We start from the raw sequence: 18,911 nt of genomic DNA, 5'->3' as shown, positions 1-18,911 counted from the left end.
TCCGGCATTTGCCTGTGCACTGGCACATGCTGAGCAAATGCCGGAATCGTGAAGACCACTAGCAACTCTATGTATCTAGTGGATTTTTCGAATTTGACGTTTGAAAGAGTGTTTGTGTCAGGCGGTGATCAAACGTCAAATTCAATCCACTAGAACTTGACGGATGGCAGTCAACACGCCACATGATATGGTCAAAGGAGCGATTTCTTGATGAGTCTTTCGCTCTCAAACAGATATGAGGATAGCCCTATGGCAACCGTAAAGGTCGATAACAGCAATTTTCAGTCGGACGTTCTTCAGTCGAGCGAGCCAGTCGTTGTGGATTTCTGGGCTGAATGGTGCGGTCCTTGCAAGATGATCGCTCCTGCTCTGGACGAAATCGCTGCTGAAATGGCTGGTCAGGTTAAGATCGCCAAGGTCAATATCGACGAAAATCCAGAACTCGCAGCACAGTTTGGCGTTCGTTCGATCCCAACACTGCTGATGTTCAAGGACGGCGAACTTGCAGCCAACATGGTTGGCGCAGCTCCAAAGAGCCGCCTTGCTGACTGGATCAAGGCTTCTGCTGCTTAATCAGCGAAGTTTGCTAAATATAAAAAACCCGGCTTTGAGCCGGGTTTTTTATTAATGCATGTCGAGGAAAAGTGGGAACCGCCTTTGCGGGGAAATCAGTCCACTGGACTGATTTCTGATCCCGCTTCGATCCGATAACGACATGCGTAAGAAAAAGAGTTAGAGCGAACGCTGTGGATATGAATAAGCGCGACACGCTCTAGTTTGGCGGGGTTCCATTGTCGCGCAGCACTTCACCTGCCAGATAAAGCGAGCCACCGATTAAAATACGTGGCGGAGCTTCATCAGGCGCCCATGTATCACGCAAAATCTTGAGTGCGTTTTCAACTGAATGCACAGGCTCTGCCGAAAGCCCTGCCTTCTGTGCGCTGATCGCCAGCTCATTATTCGGGATGCCAGCATCGCTTGATGGAATCGGCACGGTAAACACATGCCGTGCCATGCCCGCAAAGGCTTCAAAATAGCCAACGGGGTCTTTGGTGTTGATCATGCCGGTAATGAGGAACAATGGCCGTGTGGAGCGCTCCTCGAGATCGCCAAAGGCTTCCGCAATTACCATGCCTGCGCCGGGATTATGCCCGCCATCAAGCCAGATTTCCGATGCAGTTGGTGCAAGATCAACAAGCGTACCGTGGGTCAGGCGCTGCATGCGTGCAGGCCAGTCGACAACCATCATGGCCTTTTCAGCGGCCTTGTCGGTAATGGTGAAACCAGCCATCTGCACCGCTTCGATGGCCGCAGCGGCATTGGCGAGTTGGTGACGACCCGGAAGACGGGGCAGCGGCAGATCAATCAGCCCGTCCTCGTTCTGGAACACCATACGGCCATGTTCCTCGAATGCGAGAAAGTCCTGACCATAGATCGAAAGCGGGCAATCGAGCCGGTCAGCGGTCGAGATCAGCACTTCGCGCGCTTCATCAAACAGCTGGAAACCGATAACGACGGGGCAGTCTTTTTTGATGATCCCGGCTTTTTCAGCGGCAATCAGCTCAACGCGGTCGCCCAGAAATGCCTGATGATCGATGGAAATCGGCATAATCAGCGATACGGCAGGCTCAGCAATCACATTGGTTGCATCAAAGCGTCCGCCGAGGCCTACTTCCATAATCACGACATCTGCTGGATGCTCGGCAAACAGCACAAAGGCAACGGCGGTGAGTATCTCAAACACCGTAATGTACTGACCGGCATTGGCAGCTTCGACGCGTTCAATGGCCTCAGCCAGAACATCGTCGGAAACGAATTTTCCGCCATTCTTGTAAGCCAGACGATAACGCTCGTGCCAATTGACGAGATGTGGCGAGGTATGGACGTGAACGCCAAAGCCGCTCGCTTCGAGAAGCGCGCGGCAGAACGCAGTCGCTGATCCCTTGCCGTTTGTTCCGGCAATATGGATTACTGGCGGCAGGTTCAGGTGCGGATTGCCGAGCTTTTCCAGCAGACCGCGAATGCGGTCCAGTGAAAGATCAAACCCTTTGGGATGCAATTGCATCAGCCGTTCGATGACGGCATCCGCTTTTCCTGTCACGATTAAGCCGCCTTGCTGTCAGCTTCTGGCTTCTTTGGCGCAGGTGCTTTTACCGGTGCATCGGTATTGGCAGGCTGACGGGTCATGATTTTAAGCAGGCTTGCAATGGTTGATTTCAGCTCAAGACGTGAGCAAACCATATCGACCATGCCGTGTTCCATCAGATATTCAGCGCTTTGGAAGCCTTCTGGCAGCTTTTCGCGAATGGTCTGTTCGATCACACGTGGACCAGCAAAGCCGATAAGCGCGCCCGGTTCAGCAATGTGAATATCGCCGAGCATCGCATAGGAAGCCGTCACGCCACCCGTTGTCGGGTTGGTGAGAACGACGATGTAAGGCAGGCCTGCTTCTTTTAGCATTTCCACTGCAACAGTGGTGCGCGGAAGCTGCATGAGTGACAGAATGCCTTCCTGCATGCGTGCGCCGCCGGAGGCTGCGAACAGAACCAGCGGACGCTTGAGTTCAATAGCCTTCATGAAGGCCTGAATGATCGCTTCACCGGCACCCATGCCGAGCGAACCGCCCATGAAACCGAAATCCTGCACGGTTGCGACAATCGGCAGACCTTCAATCGTACCAAGACCATTGATGATCGCGTCTTCCATGCCGGTGCGCGCACGATAGTCTTTCAGACGGTCGATATATTTCTTTTCATCGCGGAATTTCAGCGGATCGGTTGGAACCTTCGGGCTTTCCAGCGTTGTGTATTCGCCATTGTCGAAGAAGAAACGCAGACGGTCCTTACCCTTGATGCGCATGTGATGGCCTGAGCCCGGAATCACAAACTGATTGCTTTCAAGGTCTTTATGAAACACCATTTCGCCGGTCGATGGATCCTTGATCCAAAGATTTTCCGGCATCTCGCGACGTCCGAGCATCGAATTGATCTTTGGACGAACGTAGTTGGTGATCCAGTTCATGACGTTTGCTTCCGTTTCTTGTTCTTCAAAAAACTCGTTATTTTACGCATATCGTTATCGGAAATTGGCTTTCCACTTTTCCGCGACATGCTCTCTTGCTGCCTAAATGGACGATTTATTGGGCAGCTTCAAGGCGTGTTGCGCGAACACTTGCTGCCAATGCACTGACAAGTTTGGTCACAGCGGCTGCCGGATCGCCCTTTACCTTGCCATTTTCGTCGAGCTCGAGCGCCACTGCATTGACGATTGCAGTACCCACAACCACGCCGTCAGCAGCTTCCGCAATGGCTGCGGCCTGTTCCGGGGTCTTCACGCCAAAGCCCACACAAATTGGCAGGTCGGTGCTTTTCTTGATGTGACGGACTGCATCCGCAACGCGGCTCGTATCGGCAATAGCCGAGCCGGTAATGCCGTTCATCGAGACGTAATAGACGAAGCCCGACGAATTATGCAGCACTTTTGGCAGGCGCTTGTCATCGGTGGTTGGTGTCGTCAGACGGATGAAGTTAAGGCCCGCAGCCGTTGCCGGAATGCAGAGCTCTTTGTCCATTTCGGATGGCAGATCGACAATGATAAAGCCATCAATGCCCGATGTTTTTGCATCGGCAAGGAAGCGCTCGACGCCATAAATATAGATCGGATTGTAATAACCCATCAGCACGATTGGCGTGGTGTCGTCTTCCTTGCGGAAGTCGGCAGCCAGTTGCAGGGTCTTTTTCAACGTCTGTCCGGCATTGAGTGCACGCAGACCAGCGGCCTGAATAGCAGGGCCATCGGCCATCGGATCAGAAAACGGCATACCAAGCTCGATCACGTCTGCGCCTGCTTTTGGCAGCGCCTTCATGACATTGAGCGATGTTTCATAATCAGGATCGCCGCCCATGAAATATGTAACCAGCGCCGGACGTCCTTCGGACTTGAGCGATGCAAATTTGGTGTCGATGCGTGTGGTCATACCGTGCCCCGTGGCAAAATGCGCGTAAGATATTCGGCGGTGGACTGGCCGGACATGGCCGTTTCCATCCAGGCGCGCCGTTCAAAGTCGATGATTCCCAGCTCCCAGACGCAGGCCATTAAGAGAGGCTGCGCTGGTTCAAATTCGATCTCGTCGCCAAGCTCAGACTGCCAGAGAATCTGCGTTGCGATGCCACCTTCCAGCCACCAGTGCAGAAGCAGCCAAAGGCTTTCTTCGCCCTGATGCAGAATGGCAAAGCCAGCACCCAGATGCGGCGTATGCTCAAGCTTGTCTGCAACAGATGCGATCTGCCTGCGGGCAATGCCGAGAGCGGATTCAGCCAGCGGATTGGAAGGATCGGCTTCGATGATATTAAGCTTGATTGTTGCCGAACCACACTCCGTCAGCCCGTCGAACCATGCGGCGCGCGGTCTGTAAGCATTGGTATCAACAACAGGCTTGCTCATTTAACCCTCACATATCCATGCCGAGCAGCTGCCCAACCGTGTGAACGTCCTTATCGCCGCGACCGGACAGATTGACGATCATCACCTGATCCTTGCCCATGCCTGGTGCCATCTTCACGGCTTGCGCAATCGCATGAGCGGATTCAAGTGCTGGGATGATGCCTTCAACGCGGGTGCAAAGCTGGAAAGCTTCGAGCGCTTCGTCGTCGAGGATCGGCACGTATTCCACGCGACCTGAATCCTTGAGCCATGAATGCTCAGGACCAACGCCCGGATAATCGAGACCTGCGGAAACTGAATGGCCTTCAAGAATCTGACCGTCTTCGTTCTGTAGCAGATAGGTGCGGTTGCCATGCAGAACGCCGGGGCTGCCAGCACTCATCGATGCGCAATGCTCAACGCCATCAAGGCCGCGACCGCCTGCTTCAACGCCGACGATCTTAACCGATGCGTCGTCAAGGAACGGGTGGAACAGGCCAATTGCGTTTGATCCGCCACCAACGGCAGCGACGATCACATCTGGCAAACGGCCTTCCTGTTCGAGAATCTGTTTGCGTGCTTCTGTGCCGATGACCGACTGGAAATCGCGAACCAGTTCCGGATATGGATGTGGACCAGCCGCAGTGCCGATCAGATAATAGGTGTCTTCAACATTGGTGACCCAGTCGCGCAATGCTTCGTTCATCGCGTCTTTAAGCGTGCCGTTGCCAGCCGTGACCGGCTTTACTTCAGCGCCCAGCAGCTTCATGCGGAAGACGTTTGGCTTCTGACGCTCAACGTCGGTGGCGCCCATATAGACCACGCAAGGCAGGCCAAAACGCGCTGCAACTGTGGCCGATGCGACGCCGTGCTGGCCTGCGCCGGTTTCCGCGATGATGCGGGTCTTGCCCATGCGCTTGGCAAGCAGAATCTGGCCAAGGCAATTGTTGATCTTGTGGCTGCCGGTATGGTTCAGGTCTTCGCGCTTGAAGTAAATCTTCGCACCGCCCAAATGTTTTGTCAGGCCTTCGGCATAATAAAGCTTGGAAGGGCGACCGGCATAATAGGTCGAAAGATCGGAAAGCTCGGCCTGAAATTCAGGATCGTTCTTTGCCGTCTCATAGGCTTCCTGCAATTCGAGGATCAGCGGCATCAGAGTTTCGGCGACAAAGCGTCCGCCAAAAATGCCGAACATGCCTTCTTCATCCGGGCCTGTTTTGTAGGAATTGGGTTCAACCGGCTTGTTCACTGCTGCCACTCCGTCATGTGCAGGCTATTGTCTGGCATCAGACACAGCCTGAAAAAATTCATTGATAAGACGCACATCCTTTTCGCCGGGCGCGCGTTCTACACCGGACGATACATCGATACCCGGCGCACGCGTTTTGTGCAGCGCCTCGGCAATGTTGCCCGCATTTAGTCCACCGGAAAGCATGTAATCGACGCTGTCGTCAAGCGCGTCGAGCAATGCCCAGTCAAAGGATACACCATTGCCGCCCGGAAGGTCAGAACCTTTCGGCGGTTTGGCATCAAAAAGAAAGCGATCCGCAATGCCCTGATACGGCGCGATCATCTGAAAATCCTCGGCCTCGCGAATGGCAAAGGCTTTGATCACCGGCAGGCCGTAACGAGCTTTTACTTGCGCTACACGTGCCGGCGTTTCATGACCATGCAGTTGCAGCATGTCTGGCTTCAATTCACGCACGATTTCATCAAGCGTTTCATCATCGGCATCAACGGTGACGGCAACCACCTGGGCGCGGTCTCTCGCTGCTTCACGCAGACGTCCGGCATCGGCAGGGTTCAAGTGCCGCGGGCTTTTGGGAAAGAAGATAAAGCCAATATGCGTCGCACCGCCATCAAGCGCAGCAGCGACTGCTTCCGGCGTTTTAAGACCGCATATTTTTATATCAAAAACCATGGCGTTTCCGTCGCACATATTGCGAGCCGACTCAAGCTGTTCCGGCCTCAACGCGGGGAGCCGCGTCATCATAGCCCTTTGCTATGAGGTAATCATAGGCTTCCATAACCTCAAGGGGAACGGCTTGTGCCACCTGAAAACCAAGTGCCGGATATTCGAGAATGCGTCGCAGATCACCCACCATTTCGCGCACCAGCTTTTCAAAATCATGACCTGCTGTCGGCTGATCTTTAAAAGACGTCGCGGGTGCGGTGACAAATGCGCGTGCCTCCGGCCATTGCCGGTCAACGGTTGCCCGCACCCGACGCTGGGTCTGCGGCTTGGTCACAAAGATCGGGCTGATTGTTCCGGCAACCATGATTTCGCGTGCGAAAAGAATGTTCTCGCCGATATTGGTTGCTTTCGGTTCAATGATGATAGCCTCTTCCGGCACGCCTTCAGCAATGGCTATTTCCGCAAAGGCTTCGGCCTCTGAAGCCTTATAAAGACCTTTGGTCCAGTTGCCGCTATGGCCGGTGAACATGAGCCAGTTGGCAAGGCCTTGTAGATAAAGATCAGCCGCATGTTTTGCGACGCGGGTGTCGTAGCTGCCAAGACCGATAATCACATCGGCGGCTACAGGTTCATCGGAGAGGCAATGGTAATCCCACAGCGCCCGTGCAGCAGTTTGAATGTCTGATGTCATGTAAAATCGATAGCCTGTAATGCGCTGCCATTGCGCTTCAGCCATGCTTTGCAGCGCTCTGTATCAGGGCAAAGCTCATGGCAGAGTTTCCAGAATTTCGGCCCGTGGTTCATCTCAATCAGATGGGCCACTTCATGGGCGACGAGATAATTAATGACGGGCGCAGGCGCCATGCCGATACGCCACGAAAAAGAAAGCACGCCGTCGGAGGTACACGACCCCCAGCGGCTTTTGGTATCTTTGAACCGGACCGCTTTGGCTTTGCGGCCAACAGTTGCCGTGTGACGGGCAACAAGCTGTTCAATATCGCGTTTGACTTCATGCTTGAGGTAATCAGCGATACGCCGCGAAAGATGTGCGGGATCGCCATGAACGAGCAGAACATTGCCTTCCAGCAAATCCACCGTGCCGCGTCCTGCCTGATGGGTGATGAGATGCGGCACCCCGCGAATGGGTATTTTCACACCGGCACGAAGGCCAGCCTGATCAGGCATTTTCGCAATGCGGCTTTCAATCCAGCCCTGATGACGGACCAGAAAGCTTTGCACTTCGCGATCTGGTAGGCCAGGTGGGATGGTGACACGCAGCCCTTTGCCGCCTGTCTCAATCCGCAGTGTCAGGCGTTTTGCGCGTGGGTTTTCCAGCACGCGCAAAGGCAGTTCGCGCCCCGCAACCGCGTGAATGCGTTCGCGTGTGACGACAGACGGCTTTTTGGACGTAGATCGAAATAAGGAAAAACCCATGCTTTAAAGATAGGTGATTCGCATAAAAATCCAGAAATTTTTAATGTTCCAAGCAAAACGGCGCAGACAAAGCCCGCGCCGTTTTCAGTTCAGATCAGGATTATAGCCACTAGATCGTGGTAATGTCGCTGCCGTCGTTTTTCTTTGCAGAAGCACGGCGCTCATTCATGAAGCGGTCAAATTCTTCCTTGTCGCGGGCTCGGCGAAGTTCTGTGGCATAGGCTTCAAACTCGGCGCGGGCTTCTTCCAGCTTGCGGCGTTCCGTGGCCAACCGGTCGAGTTCTTCACGACGCCATGCATCGAATGCAGCATTGCCGGTGGTGCCGCCAAAATTAAAGCTTTCGCTTTTGCTGCAATTGCGAAAAGAGCCAAACACAGAGTCGGTCTTTTCGTTGACCTGGCGTTTAAAATCCCCCAGGCGATCACCCCAGATGATATAGGCAAGCATGGCGAGGCCAAGCGGCCAGAAAAAGATAAAGCCCAGCACCATCAGCGCAATCGTCGCTGGTGTCCATGCGGGGCGGATCAATGCAGAATTTGTCATGGTCTACTCCGTTTCATTCAGGGCCGTTTGCTAATCTCGCGGCTTGAAATTGACGTGGTAAACCAATTGCGGCTTTTCAAGAATATCGCCTGCCTGCTCCCGCCAAACGGGAGCTAAGCAATCTGATTATCTCGGAAATTTTTTACGTAAATGTTCGAGTGCTGCAACCCCAAGCCCGGCAACCAGTGCCCAGAAGGCGGAACCAACGCCAAAAAAGGCAATGCCGGAGGCAGTGACCGCAAAGGTGACAATGGCTGCAAGCCGCTCTTCTTCAACTTTCAGCGCCAGTGCCATAGCGTTGATGAACGGGCCACTCAGCGCAAGGCCAGCAACTAGTGCAATAAGTGTGACGGGCAGAACAGCGAAGATCGCCACCAGCGATGCGCCGAACAGCGCAAATATGACATAATAGACCGCATAGACCGGGCCGGTCATCCAACGCTTTTTAGGATCTGGATGCGCATCGGGATTGGTGCAGAGCGCGGCTGAAATAGCCGCAAGATTGCTGGTTGCTGCACCAAAGGGCGCGGTCAGCAGCGAGAAAAACCCTGTTACACGTAAAGCAGCGCTGGTCGGTGGCTCATAGCCTGAAGCGCGTAAGACCGCAAAGCCCGGCAGATTTTGCGAGGCCATGGTTACGATATAAAGCGGCAAAGCGATGCCGATCATCGCGCCGATGTGAAATTCCGGCCAGATCAGTGTGAGTGTCGAGATTTCCGGTGCGGGCAGTTCGGGCACACGCGCGGACATCAGCGCATAGGCCATGCCAAGCACAAGCACGGCAATGACCGCGAGCGACGGATTAAACAGCCGCACGATGAAGAACAGAGCCACCAGAGGCAGTACAAAAGCAGGATCAAGCGAAACGGATTTCGCAGCCGCAATCACGAAACTCAGCAACACACCTGCCAGCATGCCCGATGCGACCGATGCCGGAATACGCGAAACCAGTGTCGAAAGTGGACGGATCAACCCGGTCAGGATAAGCGCGAGCGCTGTTACGATGAATGCGCCGACAGCTTCCGGCATGGTGAAGCCAACACTTGCACCAATCAGTGCTAGTCCGGGTGTGGACCATGCGGCGATGATCGGCATTTTGTAACGCACACTCAACCATGCGGATGAACCGGCAATGGCCAGACACACCGCCGTCACCCAGCTTGCGGTTTCGGCTTGCGTTGCACCGAGTACACCGGCGGCGGCTACAATCAGCGCCAGCGTACTACCAAAGCCAACGATTGCAGCGACTGCCGCAGACGCAAAAACCGAAAAGCGCATGCTTATTCTCCGAGAGATATGCGTTCAGCGAGGCCAGAAACGGTACGGATCAGCAGTTCCAGATCCTGCGGACGCGACAGACGATGATCGCCATCGCGCACCAGTGTCAGCGTCACGTCATCAACCGGCAGATGCTCAACGAGCTTAAGCGCATGTTGATAAGGCACCGCGTCATCCTGCATCCCTTGCAGAATGTGTACCGGGCAGCCCGTTTCGATGATTCCTTTGAGAACCAGATTGTTGCGGCCGTCTTCGATCAGCGCGCGAGTGTAGATATACGGGTTTGGCGAATATTCAGACGGCTCTTCAAAATAGCCCTGCTCGATAAGGTCTTTCTTCTGCACATCGGTCAGCGAGGGCTCAACCAGTTCTGCGGTGAAATCTGGAGCTGGAGCAATGAGCACGATCCCGGCAGGTGATTTGCCAGCTTTCTTCAGTTCTTGCGCCATGCGCAGCGCGATCCAACCGCCCATGGATGAACCGACGAGAATCTGCGGGCCTTTCGCATATTTTGCATAAACAGCGAGACTTTCATTCAGCCAGCGCGAAATTGTGCCCTGATTGAAGTCACCACCCGACTCACCATGGCCGGAATAATCAAGACGCAATGCAGAATGTCCGGTCTTTTCAGCCCAGTCATCAAGAACGACAGCCTTGGTGCCGAGCATATCCGAGCGATAGCCGCCGAGCCAGACAACACCCAGTGCAACTTGTCCGCTACGATTGCGGACGGCAATCTTTGCGCCATCAACGTCAATGAAATCTGGTTCAGTTGTGCTCATGGTTCGTCTCCTGATTTGGCAGGCAGTTTCTCAAGTGATCTTCATTTGCCATTTATGACAGGCGGAGAAAACCTCACTCCCTTGAAATATTGAGGAATGTGACCGATATGTCGCTTACCACTCCCGAAATACTTCTTTCTTTGCCTTTATTCTTCCGGGGGTGCTTTTCCCTGTCAAAGATGCTATTGACTTTACCGCTCGCTTGACCACATTTCCGCGTTAAACAGGGGTTTGATCGGAAAAGGCCGTCGCGGGCCACGAAATTAAGCCGCCTATGACGTTAATAATCAGGAGATAACGACCATTCGCCGACCGTTCAGAGCGACGCCGGTCCAGAAAGACGGACCGCGCTCCAACCGTGATATCCGGGTTCCCCGGGTCCAGCTTATTGATGCCGAAGGCCACAACCACGGCAGTATCCCGACGCAGGACGCCATTGCGATGGCAGAAGAAGCGGGCCTCGATCTCGTTGAGATCGTGCCAAACGCTGAACCGCCTGTGTGCAAGATCGTGGATCTCGGCAAGCTGAAGTATCAGAATCAGAAAAAAGCCTCCGAAGCACGCAAGAAGCAGAAAACGGTCGAAATCAAAGAAATTAAGATGCGACCGAACATCGACACGCATGACTATGAAGTGAAGATGAAGGCTGCACAGCGTTTCTTTGACGATGGCGATAAGGTGAAGTTCACCCTGCGTTTCCGTGGTCGTGAAATGGCGCACCAGGAACTCGGTATGAAGCTTCTCATCCGCGTCAAGGAAGACACTGTGGAAATTGCTAAGGTCGAAGCAGAACCTAAGCTTGAAGGCCGTCAGATGATGATGGTTCTGGCACCACGCTGATCCAGACTTTTTCTAACGCATTATCCCGCGCATCGTAGCAGGATCAGAAATCAGTCCAGTGAACTGATTTCCCTGCGAAGACGCTTCGCACTTTTGCTGGAAATGCTTTGATTATGCCTTTGAAAAGCCGCCTTCGGGCGGTTTTTCTTTGCCCGAAACAATCCTCTCTTAGAGATCATCATGAAAACACTAAGTGAACTGGGCAAATATCAGCAGCGCCGCCGTTTTGCGATTGCTGTAGTGATTGGGTTTCTTGTGTTTGCGCTGCTTTTTGTGCGCTCACAATCGACCGATCATATGCATGAATATATTGAAGCTTTCGGCATCAGTTTGATCGTTGCTGCGATTCTCGGCCGCATGTGGTGCACGCTTTATATTGGCGGTCGTAAAAGTGCGGAAATCGTACAGACGGGCCCCTATTCGATGACGCGCAATCCGCTTTATGTGTTCAGCAGCATCGGCGCGATTGGCATTGGTGCTCAGACCGGCAGTATTATTATCGCGCTTGCCTTTGGCGTACTTTGTTATCTGGCTTTTGCTACCGTCATCCGCACGGAAGAGAAGTTTCTCAAAGCCAATTTCGGCAAGCCTTATGAGGCTTATTGCGCGAGTGTTCCGCGCTTCTTCCCTAAATTCTCGCTGTTTCGCGATGAAGTTGAGTTGCGCGTGAAACCGGACCGGCTTTATCGGACATTCACGGATGGTCTGGTGTTCTTTGTGGCCTATCCGTTCTTTGAATTCATAGAATATCTTCAGGACATCGGCACCTTGCCCGTTTTGCTGCGACTTTATTGAATTTGGGGCGCGATTCAGCCTGATTCAAGCTGATTCAGGCATTGCGTTTTTCGGGCTTTACGCCTATAAGCCGCCTTCGAACCGACCGGCAGGGCATGCCGTGGCGGTTTCGTATGCTTTCCGGACTTGGTCGGTCCGGGAGTAAATCAGGGTTTCGGTCTGTTGCAGATACGGACGCCACTAAACAAGAGGCGTGGAGTGCTGCAAGCACGACGGGGACTAAACAAAGGAGTAGCAAAATGCCCAAGATGAAGACCAAATCGGCTGCTAAAAAGCGGTTCAAAATCACAGGCACTGGCAAAGTTGTAGCTGCGGCTGCAGGCAAGCGCCATGGCATGATCAAGCGCTCGAACAAGTTCATTCGCGATGCACGCGGCACCATGGTGCTCTCGGAAGCAGATGCGAAGATCGTAAAACAGTTCCTGCCTAACGGCCTCTAAGCCGTCTATCCTCGTAAGGAGATCATAACATGGCACGTGTAAAACGCGGCGTTACCGCCCACGCCAAGCACAAAAAAGTTCTCGACCAGGCTTCCGGTTTCCGTGGCCGTCGTAAAAATACGATCCGCACCGCTAAGGCTGCTGTTGATCGTTCGAAGCAGTATGCTTACCGCGACCGCAAGAATCGCAAGCGTACATTCCGCGCTCTCTGGATTCAGCGTATCAACGCTGCTGTTCGCGAGCAGGGCCTGACCTATGGCCGTTTCATCGATGGCCTTGCTAAGGCAGGTATCGAAATCGACCGTAAGGTTCTTTCCGACATCGCAATCCATGAACCTGATGCATTCGGTGCGCTGGTTGCGTCGGCAAAGAAGGCTCTCGAGTACCTCAAGAACACCGAGACGCCAAACGCTTTTGAAGGCGCTGTTCGCTAAGCCAGCCCTTCCCAAGTGATATTCTGAATTTTGGGAACCCGCGCTGGCTCGGCTGGCGCGGGTTTTTCTTTCAGTTCGCTCATGCGAACCGGCAAGTATCAATCAAGAGGCGTCGAGTGTCCCTTGGACACGAGAGGGATATAGACAATGAGCGATCTTGAACAACTCGAACAAACTATTCTTGGCGAAATCGCCGCTGCAAGCGATGAGCAGGCGATTGAAGCGGTGCGCGTGGCAGCACTCGGCAAAAAGGGCACGATCTCTGAAAAGCTGAAGACGCTGGGCAGCATGTCGCCGGAAGAGCGTCAGGCGCAGGGTCCAGCTATCAACGGCTTGAAGAACCGCGTCACCGAAGCGCTGACCGAACGCAAAACAGAGCTGCGCAAGCAAGCCATTGCTGCGCGCCTTGAGCGTGAAAAGGTCGATGTGACCCTGCCAGTACGCGAAAGCGCTGCATCACGTGGCCGTATTCACCCAATTTCTCAGGTCATCGATGAAATTACCGCGATTTTCGCGGATATGGGTTTCTCGATTGCCGAAGGCCCGGATGTTGAAACCGACTATTACAATTTCACTGCGCTGAACTTCCCTGAAGGTCATCCGGCGCGCGAGATGCACGACACCTTCTTCTTCAATCCAGACGAGAAGGGCGAGCGCAAGCTGCTGCGCACGCACACCTCGCCAGTGCAGGTGCACACGATGGAGAAGTTTGCCGCCCTTCGCGACAAGGAAGGCCGTGACGAACCGATCCGCATCGTCATTCCGGGCAAGACCTATCGCATGGATTCCGACGCTACCCATTCGCCGATGTTCCATCAGGTCGAAGGTCTGGTTGTCGATAAATCTGCCAATGTCGCCAACATGAAGTGGGTGCTGGAAGAGTTCTGCAAAGCATTCTTTGAAGTGCCAAACGTCACGATGCGGATGCGTCCGAGCTTCTTCCCATTCACTGAGCCATCGGTTGAGGTCGATATTCAGTGCGACCGTTCCGGCCCGCATGTGAAGTTCGGCGAAGGCACGGATTGGCTCGAAATTCTGGGCTGCGGCATGGTGCATCCGAATGTGCTGCGCGCGTCGGGTTATGACCCGGACATCTATCAGGGCTTTGCATGGGGTATGGGTATCGACCGTATCGCCATGTTGAAATACGGCATGCCTGATCTGCGCGCCTTCTTCGATGCCGATGTGCGCTGGCTCAACCATTATGGTTTCCGTCCACTCGACCTGCCGACGCTGTTCGGCGGACTGAGCGCGTAAAGACAGGAAGGAATAGTAAAATGAAATTCACGCTTTCCTGGCTCAAGGATCACCTCGAAACCGATGCAACGCTCGACCAGATCGTCGAGAAGCTGACCGATATTGGTCTGGAAGTGGATGGGGTTGATGACCGCGCCGCGTTCAAGGCTTTCAAGATCGCCAAGGTTTTGAATGCTGTTCAGCATCCGGATGCTGATAAGCTGCGTGTTTTGACCGTCGATACGGGTGAAGGCCAGCCGGTTCAGGTTGTTTGCGGTGCACCCAATGCCCGCACAGGTCTGGTCGGTGTTCTCGGTCGTCCGGGCGATTATGTGCCGGGCCTTGATGTGACACTTTCGGTTGGCAAAATTCGCGGTGTCGAAAGTTTTGGTATGATGTGTTCTGAGCGCGAGCTGGAACTTTCTGACGAACATAACGGCATTATCGATCTGCCCGAAGATGCGCCTGTTGGCACAAGCTTCGCGGCCTATCTCGGCATTGACGATCCGATCATCGAAATTGGCTTGACGCCAAACCGTGCGGACTGCACTGGCATTCGCGGCATTGCGCGTGATCTGGCCGCCGCTGGTCTTGGCACGCTGAAGAACACTTTGCCGGAAGCGGTGAAGGGCGAAGGCGAGACACCTGTTAAGATCATTCTCGATCAGGATGCGGAAAATCCGTTCTGCAACGGCTTTGCGCTGCGTCTGGTTAAGGGTGTGAAGAACGGCCCAAGCCCAAAATGGATGCAGCAGCGTCTGAAAGATATTGGCTTGCGCCCTATCAATGCACTGGTCGACATCACCAATTATGTGACGTTTGATCAGGGCCGTCCGCTGCATGTGTTTGATGCGGCCAAGGTCAAGGGTGATCTCACGGTACGGCTCGCCAAGGATGGCGAAACTATCCTTGGTCTTGATGGGCGTGAACATAAGTTCAAGCCGGGCATGTATGTGATCGCCGATGAGAACGGCCCTGAATCGATTGCCGGCATCATGGGTGGTGAGCATTCAGGCTGTGATGAAAACACTGTCGATGTGCTGATTGAGTCGGCCCTTTGGGATCCGCGCATGATTGCACGCACGGGTCGCGAACTCGGTATCGTCACCGATGCACGCTATCGTTTTGAGCGTGGCGTTGATCCTGAAATGATGATTCCGGGTGCGGAAATTGCAACAAAGCTGGTGCTCGAACTTTGCGGCGGTCAGCCGACAGTTCTCGACGTGGTTGGTTACACTACTCCTGCGGCGCGTGTGATTGATTTCCCGGTTTCGGAAGTCAAGCGCTTGACCGGGATAGAGGTTTCCTATGACGCATCGTTCGACATTCTGAAGCGTCTTGGTTTTGGTGTTGAAGGCGACGGTAAGGTCATTAAGGCAACCGTTCCGACATGGCGCAATGACGTGGAAGGCAAGGCTGATCTCGTTGAAGAAGTCATGCGTATTCACGGCATCAACCAGATTGCACCACAGCCGCTGCCGGGTCTTGGCACGGTCAATGGCCGTATTCTGACAACGCTGCAAATCCGCACGCGTCTGGCTCGCCGCACGCTTGCTTCGCGCGGCATGATGGAAGCTGTGACCTATTCCTTCATTTCCGAAGCGCAGGCCAAAGCTTTTGGTGGCGGCAAGCCGGAATTGAAGCTGGCGAACCCGATTGCAGCCGATATGTCGGATATGCGCCCATCGCTTCTGCCGGGCTTGCTCGCAGCCGCGCAGCGCAATGCAGATCGCGGTTTTGGTGATACGGCATTGTTTGAAGTCTCGGGCATCTATGAAGGCGACAAGCCGGAACAGCAGCGTCGCGTGGCGGGCGGTGTCCGTCGTGGCACGGCTGGCGTTGAAGGCGCAGGCCGCTTCTGGTCGGGCAATGCATCACCTGTTGGCGTGTTTGACGCCAAGGCTGATGCGCTTGCAGCACTTGAGGCCGCCGGTGCGCCTGTTGACCGCATCCAGATCGAAGCCGGTGGTCCAGAATGGTTCCATCCGGGTCGTTCGGGCACGCTGAAGCTTGGACCGAAGGTCGTGCTTGGCTATTTTGGTGAATTTCACCCGGATACGTTGGAAGCGCTTGATGTGTCGGGCGCGCTTTGCGGCTTTGAAGTCTATATTGATGCGATCCCTGAGCCGAAGGCAAAGGCAACCCGCACCAAGCCGGCGCTCAGCCTCTCGCAGTTCCAGAGCCTTAAGCGTGACTTCGCTTTCGTCGTGGATGCAAGTGTTGAAGCCGGTAACGTCGTGAAGGCCGTCTCGTCGGCTGACAAGAAGCTGATTGCCGGTGTTCAGGTCTTTGACGTGTTCACAGGTGCTTCACTTGGTGAAGGCAAGAAGTCGATTGCGGTTGAAGTGCTGTTGCAGCCACAGGACCGCACGCTAACTGACGAAGATCTGGAAGCCTTGGCGAAGCAGGTGATTGCAAATGTCACCAAGCAGACCGGCGGCGTCCTTCGCGGATAAGACAAATGAAAAGCCCGCTCTCACGAGCGGGCTTTTTCTATCCACGTAAACCGATGCAGTTGCCCCATGGATCTTTGACCTGACACATACGCATATTGTCCTGAATATCGAGCGGTCCGCGATAAAGCTTGCCGCCAATGGCGATTAAATGCGCGAGCGATTCATCGAAATTGTCGACGTGCCAATAGATCACACTTCCCGCAGCGCCCGATGAAACTTTTTCATCTGCCGGAACAATTTCGAGATCAACATCGCCAATCTGCAAATAGCTGAAATCATAGGCTTCGAGATGTTTGAGTACTGCTTGCGGAAAAGCTTTGCGATACCATTCGATTGCCGCGTCAACATCGCTGACATGGATCAGAACTGCGGATATTGTACCACTCATGCAGGAGCAGCTACACATGCAGGCATGGCAAGCATGGCCATGTCGATGATTTTCTGCACGGCTTCGCGCGAGTTGCCATCGCGGGCTTCAAAAGAAATGCTCTGCTGGACCATATGATAGAACTCGGTCATCTGAGCGATGTCGGTCTGGTCCGGCAGATCACCCGCAGCAATAGCGCGCTTCAACCGCTGAGAAAGTCGCTGATGATTGGTGTGACGCACCTCTTGAAGGAACGTCTTCACATTGGCGTTTTCGGGTTTGCACTGGATGGAGCTGACACTGATCATGCAGCCGCCAGCGGGGCACGCAAAAGCGCTGTCAGCGCTTAATTCCAGCCATCGCCGCATGCCGTCCTGAATAGTCGGCGCATTTTCAAGCGCATCGAAAGGGCCAGCGCCGATGGTGCGGTTATAATAGTCTACGGCCTCGCGAAATGCCTGTTCCTTATTGCCAAAGGCTGCATAAAAGCTCGGTGGCGTAATGCTGATCGCCGTTGTAAAATCGTTGATCTGGGCGCATTCATAGCCTTTCGCCCAAAAGACTTTCATGACTTTTTCCAGCGCAGTATCGCGGTCGAAACTGCGCGGACGCCCGCGCGGAACCATTTTTCGCCCTTTCTGTAGTCATGCTTATATAATTTGCTTGACGCTCCGGCGCAAGACGATATGAATTATGTAGTATCGACTATATAAATAGGATTCGTCCCATGAACGAAGTGTGTGATTCTGCCCTTGCGGCGGAACGGGTTTCTGCGTCTTCAAATCAGGCGCGCGCCATTCCGCTGGTGGTTTACTGCCTGACACTGGGCATTTTTGCGCTGACCACGTCTGAACTGATGATTTCCGGCATGATGCCAGCGCTACAGGAGGGCTTCGGCCGCTCGATTTCGGATATTGGCAATCTCATCTCGGTCTATGCTCTTGGCATGACGATTGGTGGTCCGCTGGTGACAATATTGTTTCTGGCGCTGAAGATTGAAAACAAGCGCGGGCTGCTATTGCTTCTGATTCTTTACGCTGTTGGGCAAAGTGTGGCTGCCTCAACCAGCAATTTTCATGTGATGCTGGTGGCGCGTGTTTTCACCGGCATGGCAGCGGCGACCAGTTTCGGCCTGATGCTGGCAATTACTGCGCAGCTCGTTGTGCCTGAACTGCGTGGTCGCGCCTCTTCGCTGGTCTTTGCGGGGCTGATGCTTTGCACCGTTCTTGGCGTACCGCTGGCAACCGCTATCACCAATGCCTTCGGCTGGCGTGCGAGCTTCTGGGCGATTGTAGTGCTGGTGCTGTTTTGTGCGCTGGTGATTGCGCTCAAGATCGAAGCAAAGCCAAATCATGCCGAGGTAAATCTGCGCTCAGAACTCAATGAAATGCGAAAGCCAAGGCTTTGGGCCGCTTACGCAACCAGCGCGCTGGTGATTGGTGCCTCGTTCTCGGTCTATAGCTATTTATCGCCGATCACAGCGCAACTCGCAGGCTTTCCGGAAGCGCAACTGCCGTTTTTGCTGGCCATCTATGGCGCGGCAAACATTATTGGTAATTACGTGATTGGTCGTTTCGCTGACCGTCATACGATTGCAACGATCTTTATCGGCATTCTGATCATGTTGGCGGCAATGCTGATCTTCGCGCTGTTTGCTGAACTGAAAGTTGCGACGGTGCTGGCAATTGTGATGATCGGCCTCACCGGTATTGCGCTTAATCCGGCCTTCATTGCCCGCGTTATGCGCATCGCCCATCCCGGCGCGCTGGTCAATGCGATGCATGCATCCGTCATCAATATTGGTCTGGGTCTTGGTCCATGGGCTGGCGGATTTGCGCTCTCAACGGGCTATAGCCTTCATGCGCCGCTGTGGGTGGGTTTCATCATGACGCTTCTTGGCTTGCTAACCCTTGCACCGCGCGCCTTGCGCCGGATGTAATCAGCACCAGCACACAAAAAAGCCGGGGT

The 18,911-nt window shown here is 54.1% G+C and carries 22 protein-coding genes; 8 read left to right on the top strand and 14 right to left on the bottom strand.

Annotation, left to right across the window (positions count from 1 at the left end):
* Positions 1–249 precede the first annotated feature (249 nt).
* Positions 250–573, top strand: a complete 324-nt coding sequence (trxA, locus tag J2782_RS12410; RefSeq protein WP_007872546.1) for a thioredoxin — start codon at positions 250–252, stop codon at positions 571–573.
* A 199-nt stretch (positions 574–772) separates the two neighbouring features.
* Here the strand turns inward: trxA and J2782_RS12405 are convergent, their stop codons facing one another.
* The 12 genes from J2782_RS12405 to J2782_RS22855 form a co-directional block, all read right to left on the bottom strand.
* Positions 773–2,065: a bifunctional folylpolyglutamate synthase/dihydrofolate synthase gene (locus J2782_RS12405; protein ID WP_404989638.1), complete on the bottom strand. Its 1,293-nt coding sequence runs from the start codon at positions 2,063–2,065 to the stop codon at positions 773–775.
* A gap of 38 nt (positions 2,066–2,103) precedes the next feature.
* A complete protein-coding gene (gene accD / locus J2782_RS12400; protein WP_310012961.1) occupies positions 2,104–3,021 on the bottom strand; it encodes an acetyl-CoA carboxylase, carboxyltransferase subunit beta in 918 nt (305 codons plus the stop codon).
* 115 nt (positions 3,022–3,136) lie between these two features.
* Positions 3,137–3,976 (bottom strand): tryptophan synthase subunit alpha, encoded by an 840-nt coding sequence (gene trpA / locus J2782_RS12395; RefSeq protein ID WP_310012959.1) that lies wholly within the window; start codon positions 3,974–3,976, stop codon positions 3,137–3,139.
* Positions 3,973–4,443, bottom strand: coding sequence for a hypothetical protein (locus J2782_RS12390; protein WP_310012958.1), 471 nt, complete (start codon positions 4,441–4,443; stop codon positions 3,973–3,975). The genes trpA and J2782_RS12390 overlap by 4 nt, the downstream gene beginning before the upstream one ends.
* A gap of 7 nt (positions 4,444–4,450) precedes the next feature.
* Positions 4,451–5,671, bottom strand: coding sequence for a tryptophan synthase subunit beta (gene trpB / locus J2782_RS12385; RefSeq protein ID WP_310012954.1), 1,221 nt, complete (start codon positions 5,669–5,671; stop codon positions 4,451–4,453).
* 24 nt (positions 5,672–5,695) lie between these two features.
* The gene (locus tag J2782_RS12380; RefSeq protein ID WP_310012952.1) at positions 5,696–6,343 is read right to left on the bottom strand and encodes a phosphoribosylanthranilate isomerase; all 648 of its coding nucleotides are present in this window, start codon (positions 6,341–6,343) and stop codon (positions 5,696–5,698) included.
* A 31-nt stretch (positions 6,344–6,374) separates the two neighbouring features.
* Positions 6,375–7,028, bottom strand: a complete 654-nt coding sequence (locus J2782_RS12375; RefSeq protein ID WP_310012949.1) for a YdcF family protein — start codon at positions 7,026–7,028, stop codon at positions 6,375–6,377.
* The gene (locus J2782_RS12370; protein WP_310012947.1) at positions 7,025–7,771 is read right to left on the bottom strand and encodes a M48 family metallopeptidase; all 747 of its coding nucleotides are present in this window, start codon (positions 7,769–7,771) and stop codon (positions 7,025–7,027) included. Before J2782_RS12370 ends, J2782_RS12375 begins: the two co-directional genes overlap by 4 nt.
* Before the next feature lie 109 nt (positions 7,772–7,880).
* Positions 7,881–8,315, bottom strand: a complete 435-nt coding sequence (locus J2782_RS12365; RefSeq protein ID WP_310012945.1) for a DUF2852 domain-containing protein — start codon at positions 8,313–8,315, stop codon at positions 7,881–7,883.
* Between the two features lie 126 nt (positions 8,316–8,441).
* A complete protein-coding gene (locus tag J2782_RS12360) occupies positions 8,442–9,593 on the bottom strand; it encodes a benzoate/H(+) symporter BenE family transporter (RefSeq protein WP_310012943.1) in 1,152 nt (383 codons plus the stop codon).
* 2 nt (positions 9,594–9,595) lie between these two features.
* Positions 9,596–10,375: an alpha/beta hydrolase gene (locus J2782_RS12355; RefSeq protein ID WP_310012938.1), complete on the bottom strand. Its 780-nt coding sequence runs from the start codon at positions 10,373–10,375 to the stop codon at positions 9,596–9,598.
* 219 nt (positions 10,376–10,594) lie between these two features.
* Positions 10,595–10,786, bottom strand: a complete 192-nt coding sequence (locus J2782_RS22855) for a hypothetical protein (protein WP_404989629.1) — start codon at positions 10,784–10,786, stop codon at positions 10,595–10,597.
* Between J2782_RS22855 and infC the strand changes: the two genes are divergently transcribed.
* From infC to pheT, 6 genes are all read left to right on the top strand, one after another.
* On the top strand, positions 10,739–11,215 hold the full coding sequence (gene infC, locus J2782_RS12350; RefSeq protein WP_404989637.1) for a translation initiation factor IF-3: 477 nt from the start codon (positions 10,739–10,741) through the stop codon (positions 11,213–11,215). The genes J2782_RS22855 and infC overlap by 48 nt on opposite strands.
* Before the next feature lie 180 nt (positions 11,216–11,395).
* Positions 11,396–12,010, top strand: a complete 615-nt coding sequence (locus J2782_RS12345; protein ID WP_310012936.1) for a methyltransferase family protein — start codon at positions 11,396–11,398, stop codon at positions 12,008–12,010.
* A 239-nt stretch (positions 12,011–12,249) separates the two neighbouring features.
* Positions 12,250–12,450: a 50S ribosomal protein L35 gene (gene rpmI, locus J2782_RS12340; RefSeq protein ID WP_024898386.1), complete on the top strand. Its 201-nt coding sequence runs from the start codon at positions 12,250–12,252 to the stop codon at positions 12,448–12,450.
* 29 nt (positions 12,451–12,479) lie between these two features.
* Positions 12,480–12,884 (top strand): 50S ribosomal protein L20, encoded by a 405-nt coding sequence (gene rplT / locus J2782_RS12335; protein ID WP_007872656.1) that lies wholly within the window; start codon positions 12,480–12,482, stop codon positions 12,882–12,884.
* A 147-nt stretch (positions 12,885–13,031) separates the two neighbouring features.
* Positions 13,032–14,141 (top strand): phenylalanine--tRNA ligase subunit alpha, encoded by a 1,110-nt coding sequence (pheS, locus tag J2782_RS12330; RefSeq protein ID WP_310012930.1) that lies wholly within the window; start codon positions 13,032–13,034, stop codon positions 14,139–14,141.
* Between the two features lie 20 nt (positions 14,142–14,161).
* Positions 14,162–16,576 (top strand): phenylalanine--tRNA ligase subunit beta, encoded by a 2,415-nt coding sequence (gene pheT, locus J2782_RS12325; protein WP_310012927.1) that lies wholly within the window; start codon positions 14,162–14,164, stop codon positions 16,574–16,576.
* Positions 16,577–16,613: 37 nt separating this feature from the next.
* Here the strand turns inward: pheT and J2782_RS12320 are convergent, their stop codons facing one another.
* Entirely contained in the window at positions 16,614–16,964 is a 351-nt protein-coding gene (locus J2782_RS12320) for a VOC family protein (protein WP_310012923.1), read from the bottom strand.
* Positions 16,961–17,569 carry a TetR/AcrR family transcriptional regulator gene (locus J2782_RS12315; RefSeq protein ID WP_310012920.1) on the bottom strand — a complete coding sequence of 203 codons (609 nt, stop codon included), beginning with the start codon at positions 17,567–17,569 and terminating at the stop codon, positions 16,961–16,963. The genes J2782_RS12320 and J2782_RS12315 overlap by 4 nt, the downstream gene beginning before the upstream one ends.
* 101 nt (positions 17,570–17,670) lie before the next feature.
* Here J2782_RS12315 and J2782_RS12310 point away from each other — a divergent pair, with 101 nt between their 5' ends.
* A complete protein-coding gene (locus J2782_RS12310) occupies positions 17,671–18,882 on the top strand; it encodes an MFS transporter (RefSeq protein ID WP_310012918.1) in 1,212 nt (403 codons plus the stop codon).
* Positions 18,883–18,911 lie beyond the last annotated feature (29 nt).

The sequence above is a fragment of the Brucella pseudogrignonensis genome, assembly GCF_031454375.1.
Classification (GTDB): domain Bacteria; phylum Pseudomonadota; class Alphaproteobacteria; order Rhizobiales; family Rhizobiaceae; genus Brucella; species Brucella pseudogrignonensis_A.
The sequence above is the reverse complement of the archived record's forward strand: the minus strand, read 5'-3'. Positions and strand labels throughout refer to the sequence as shown.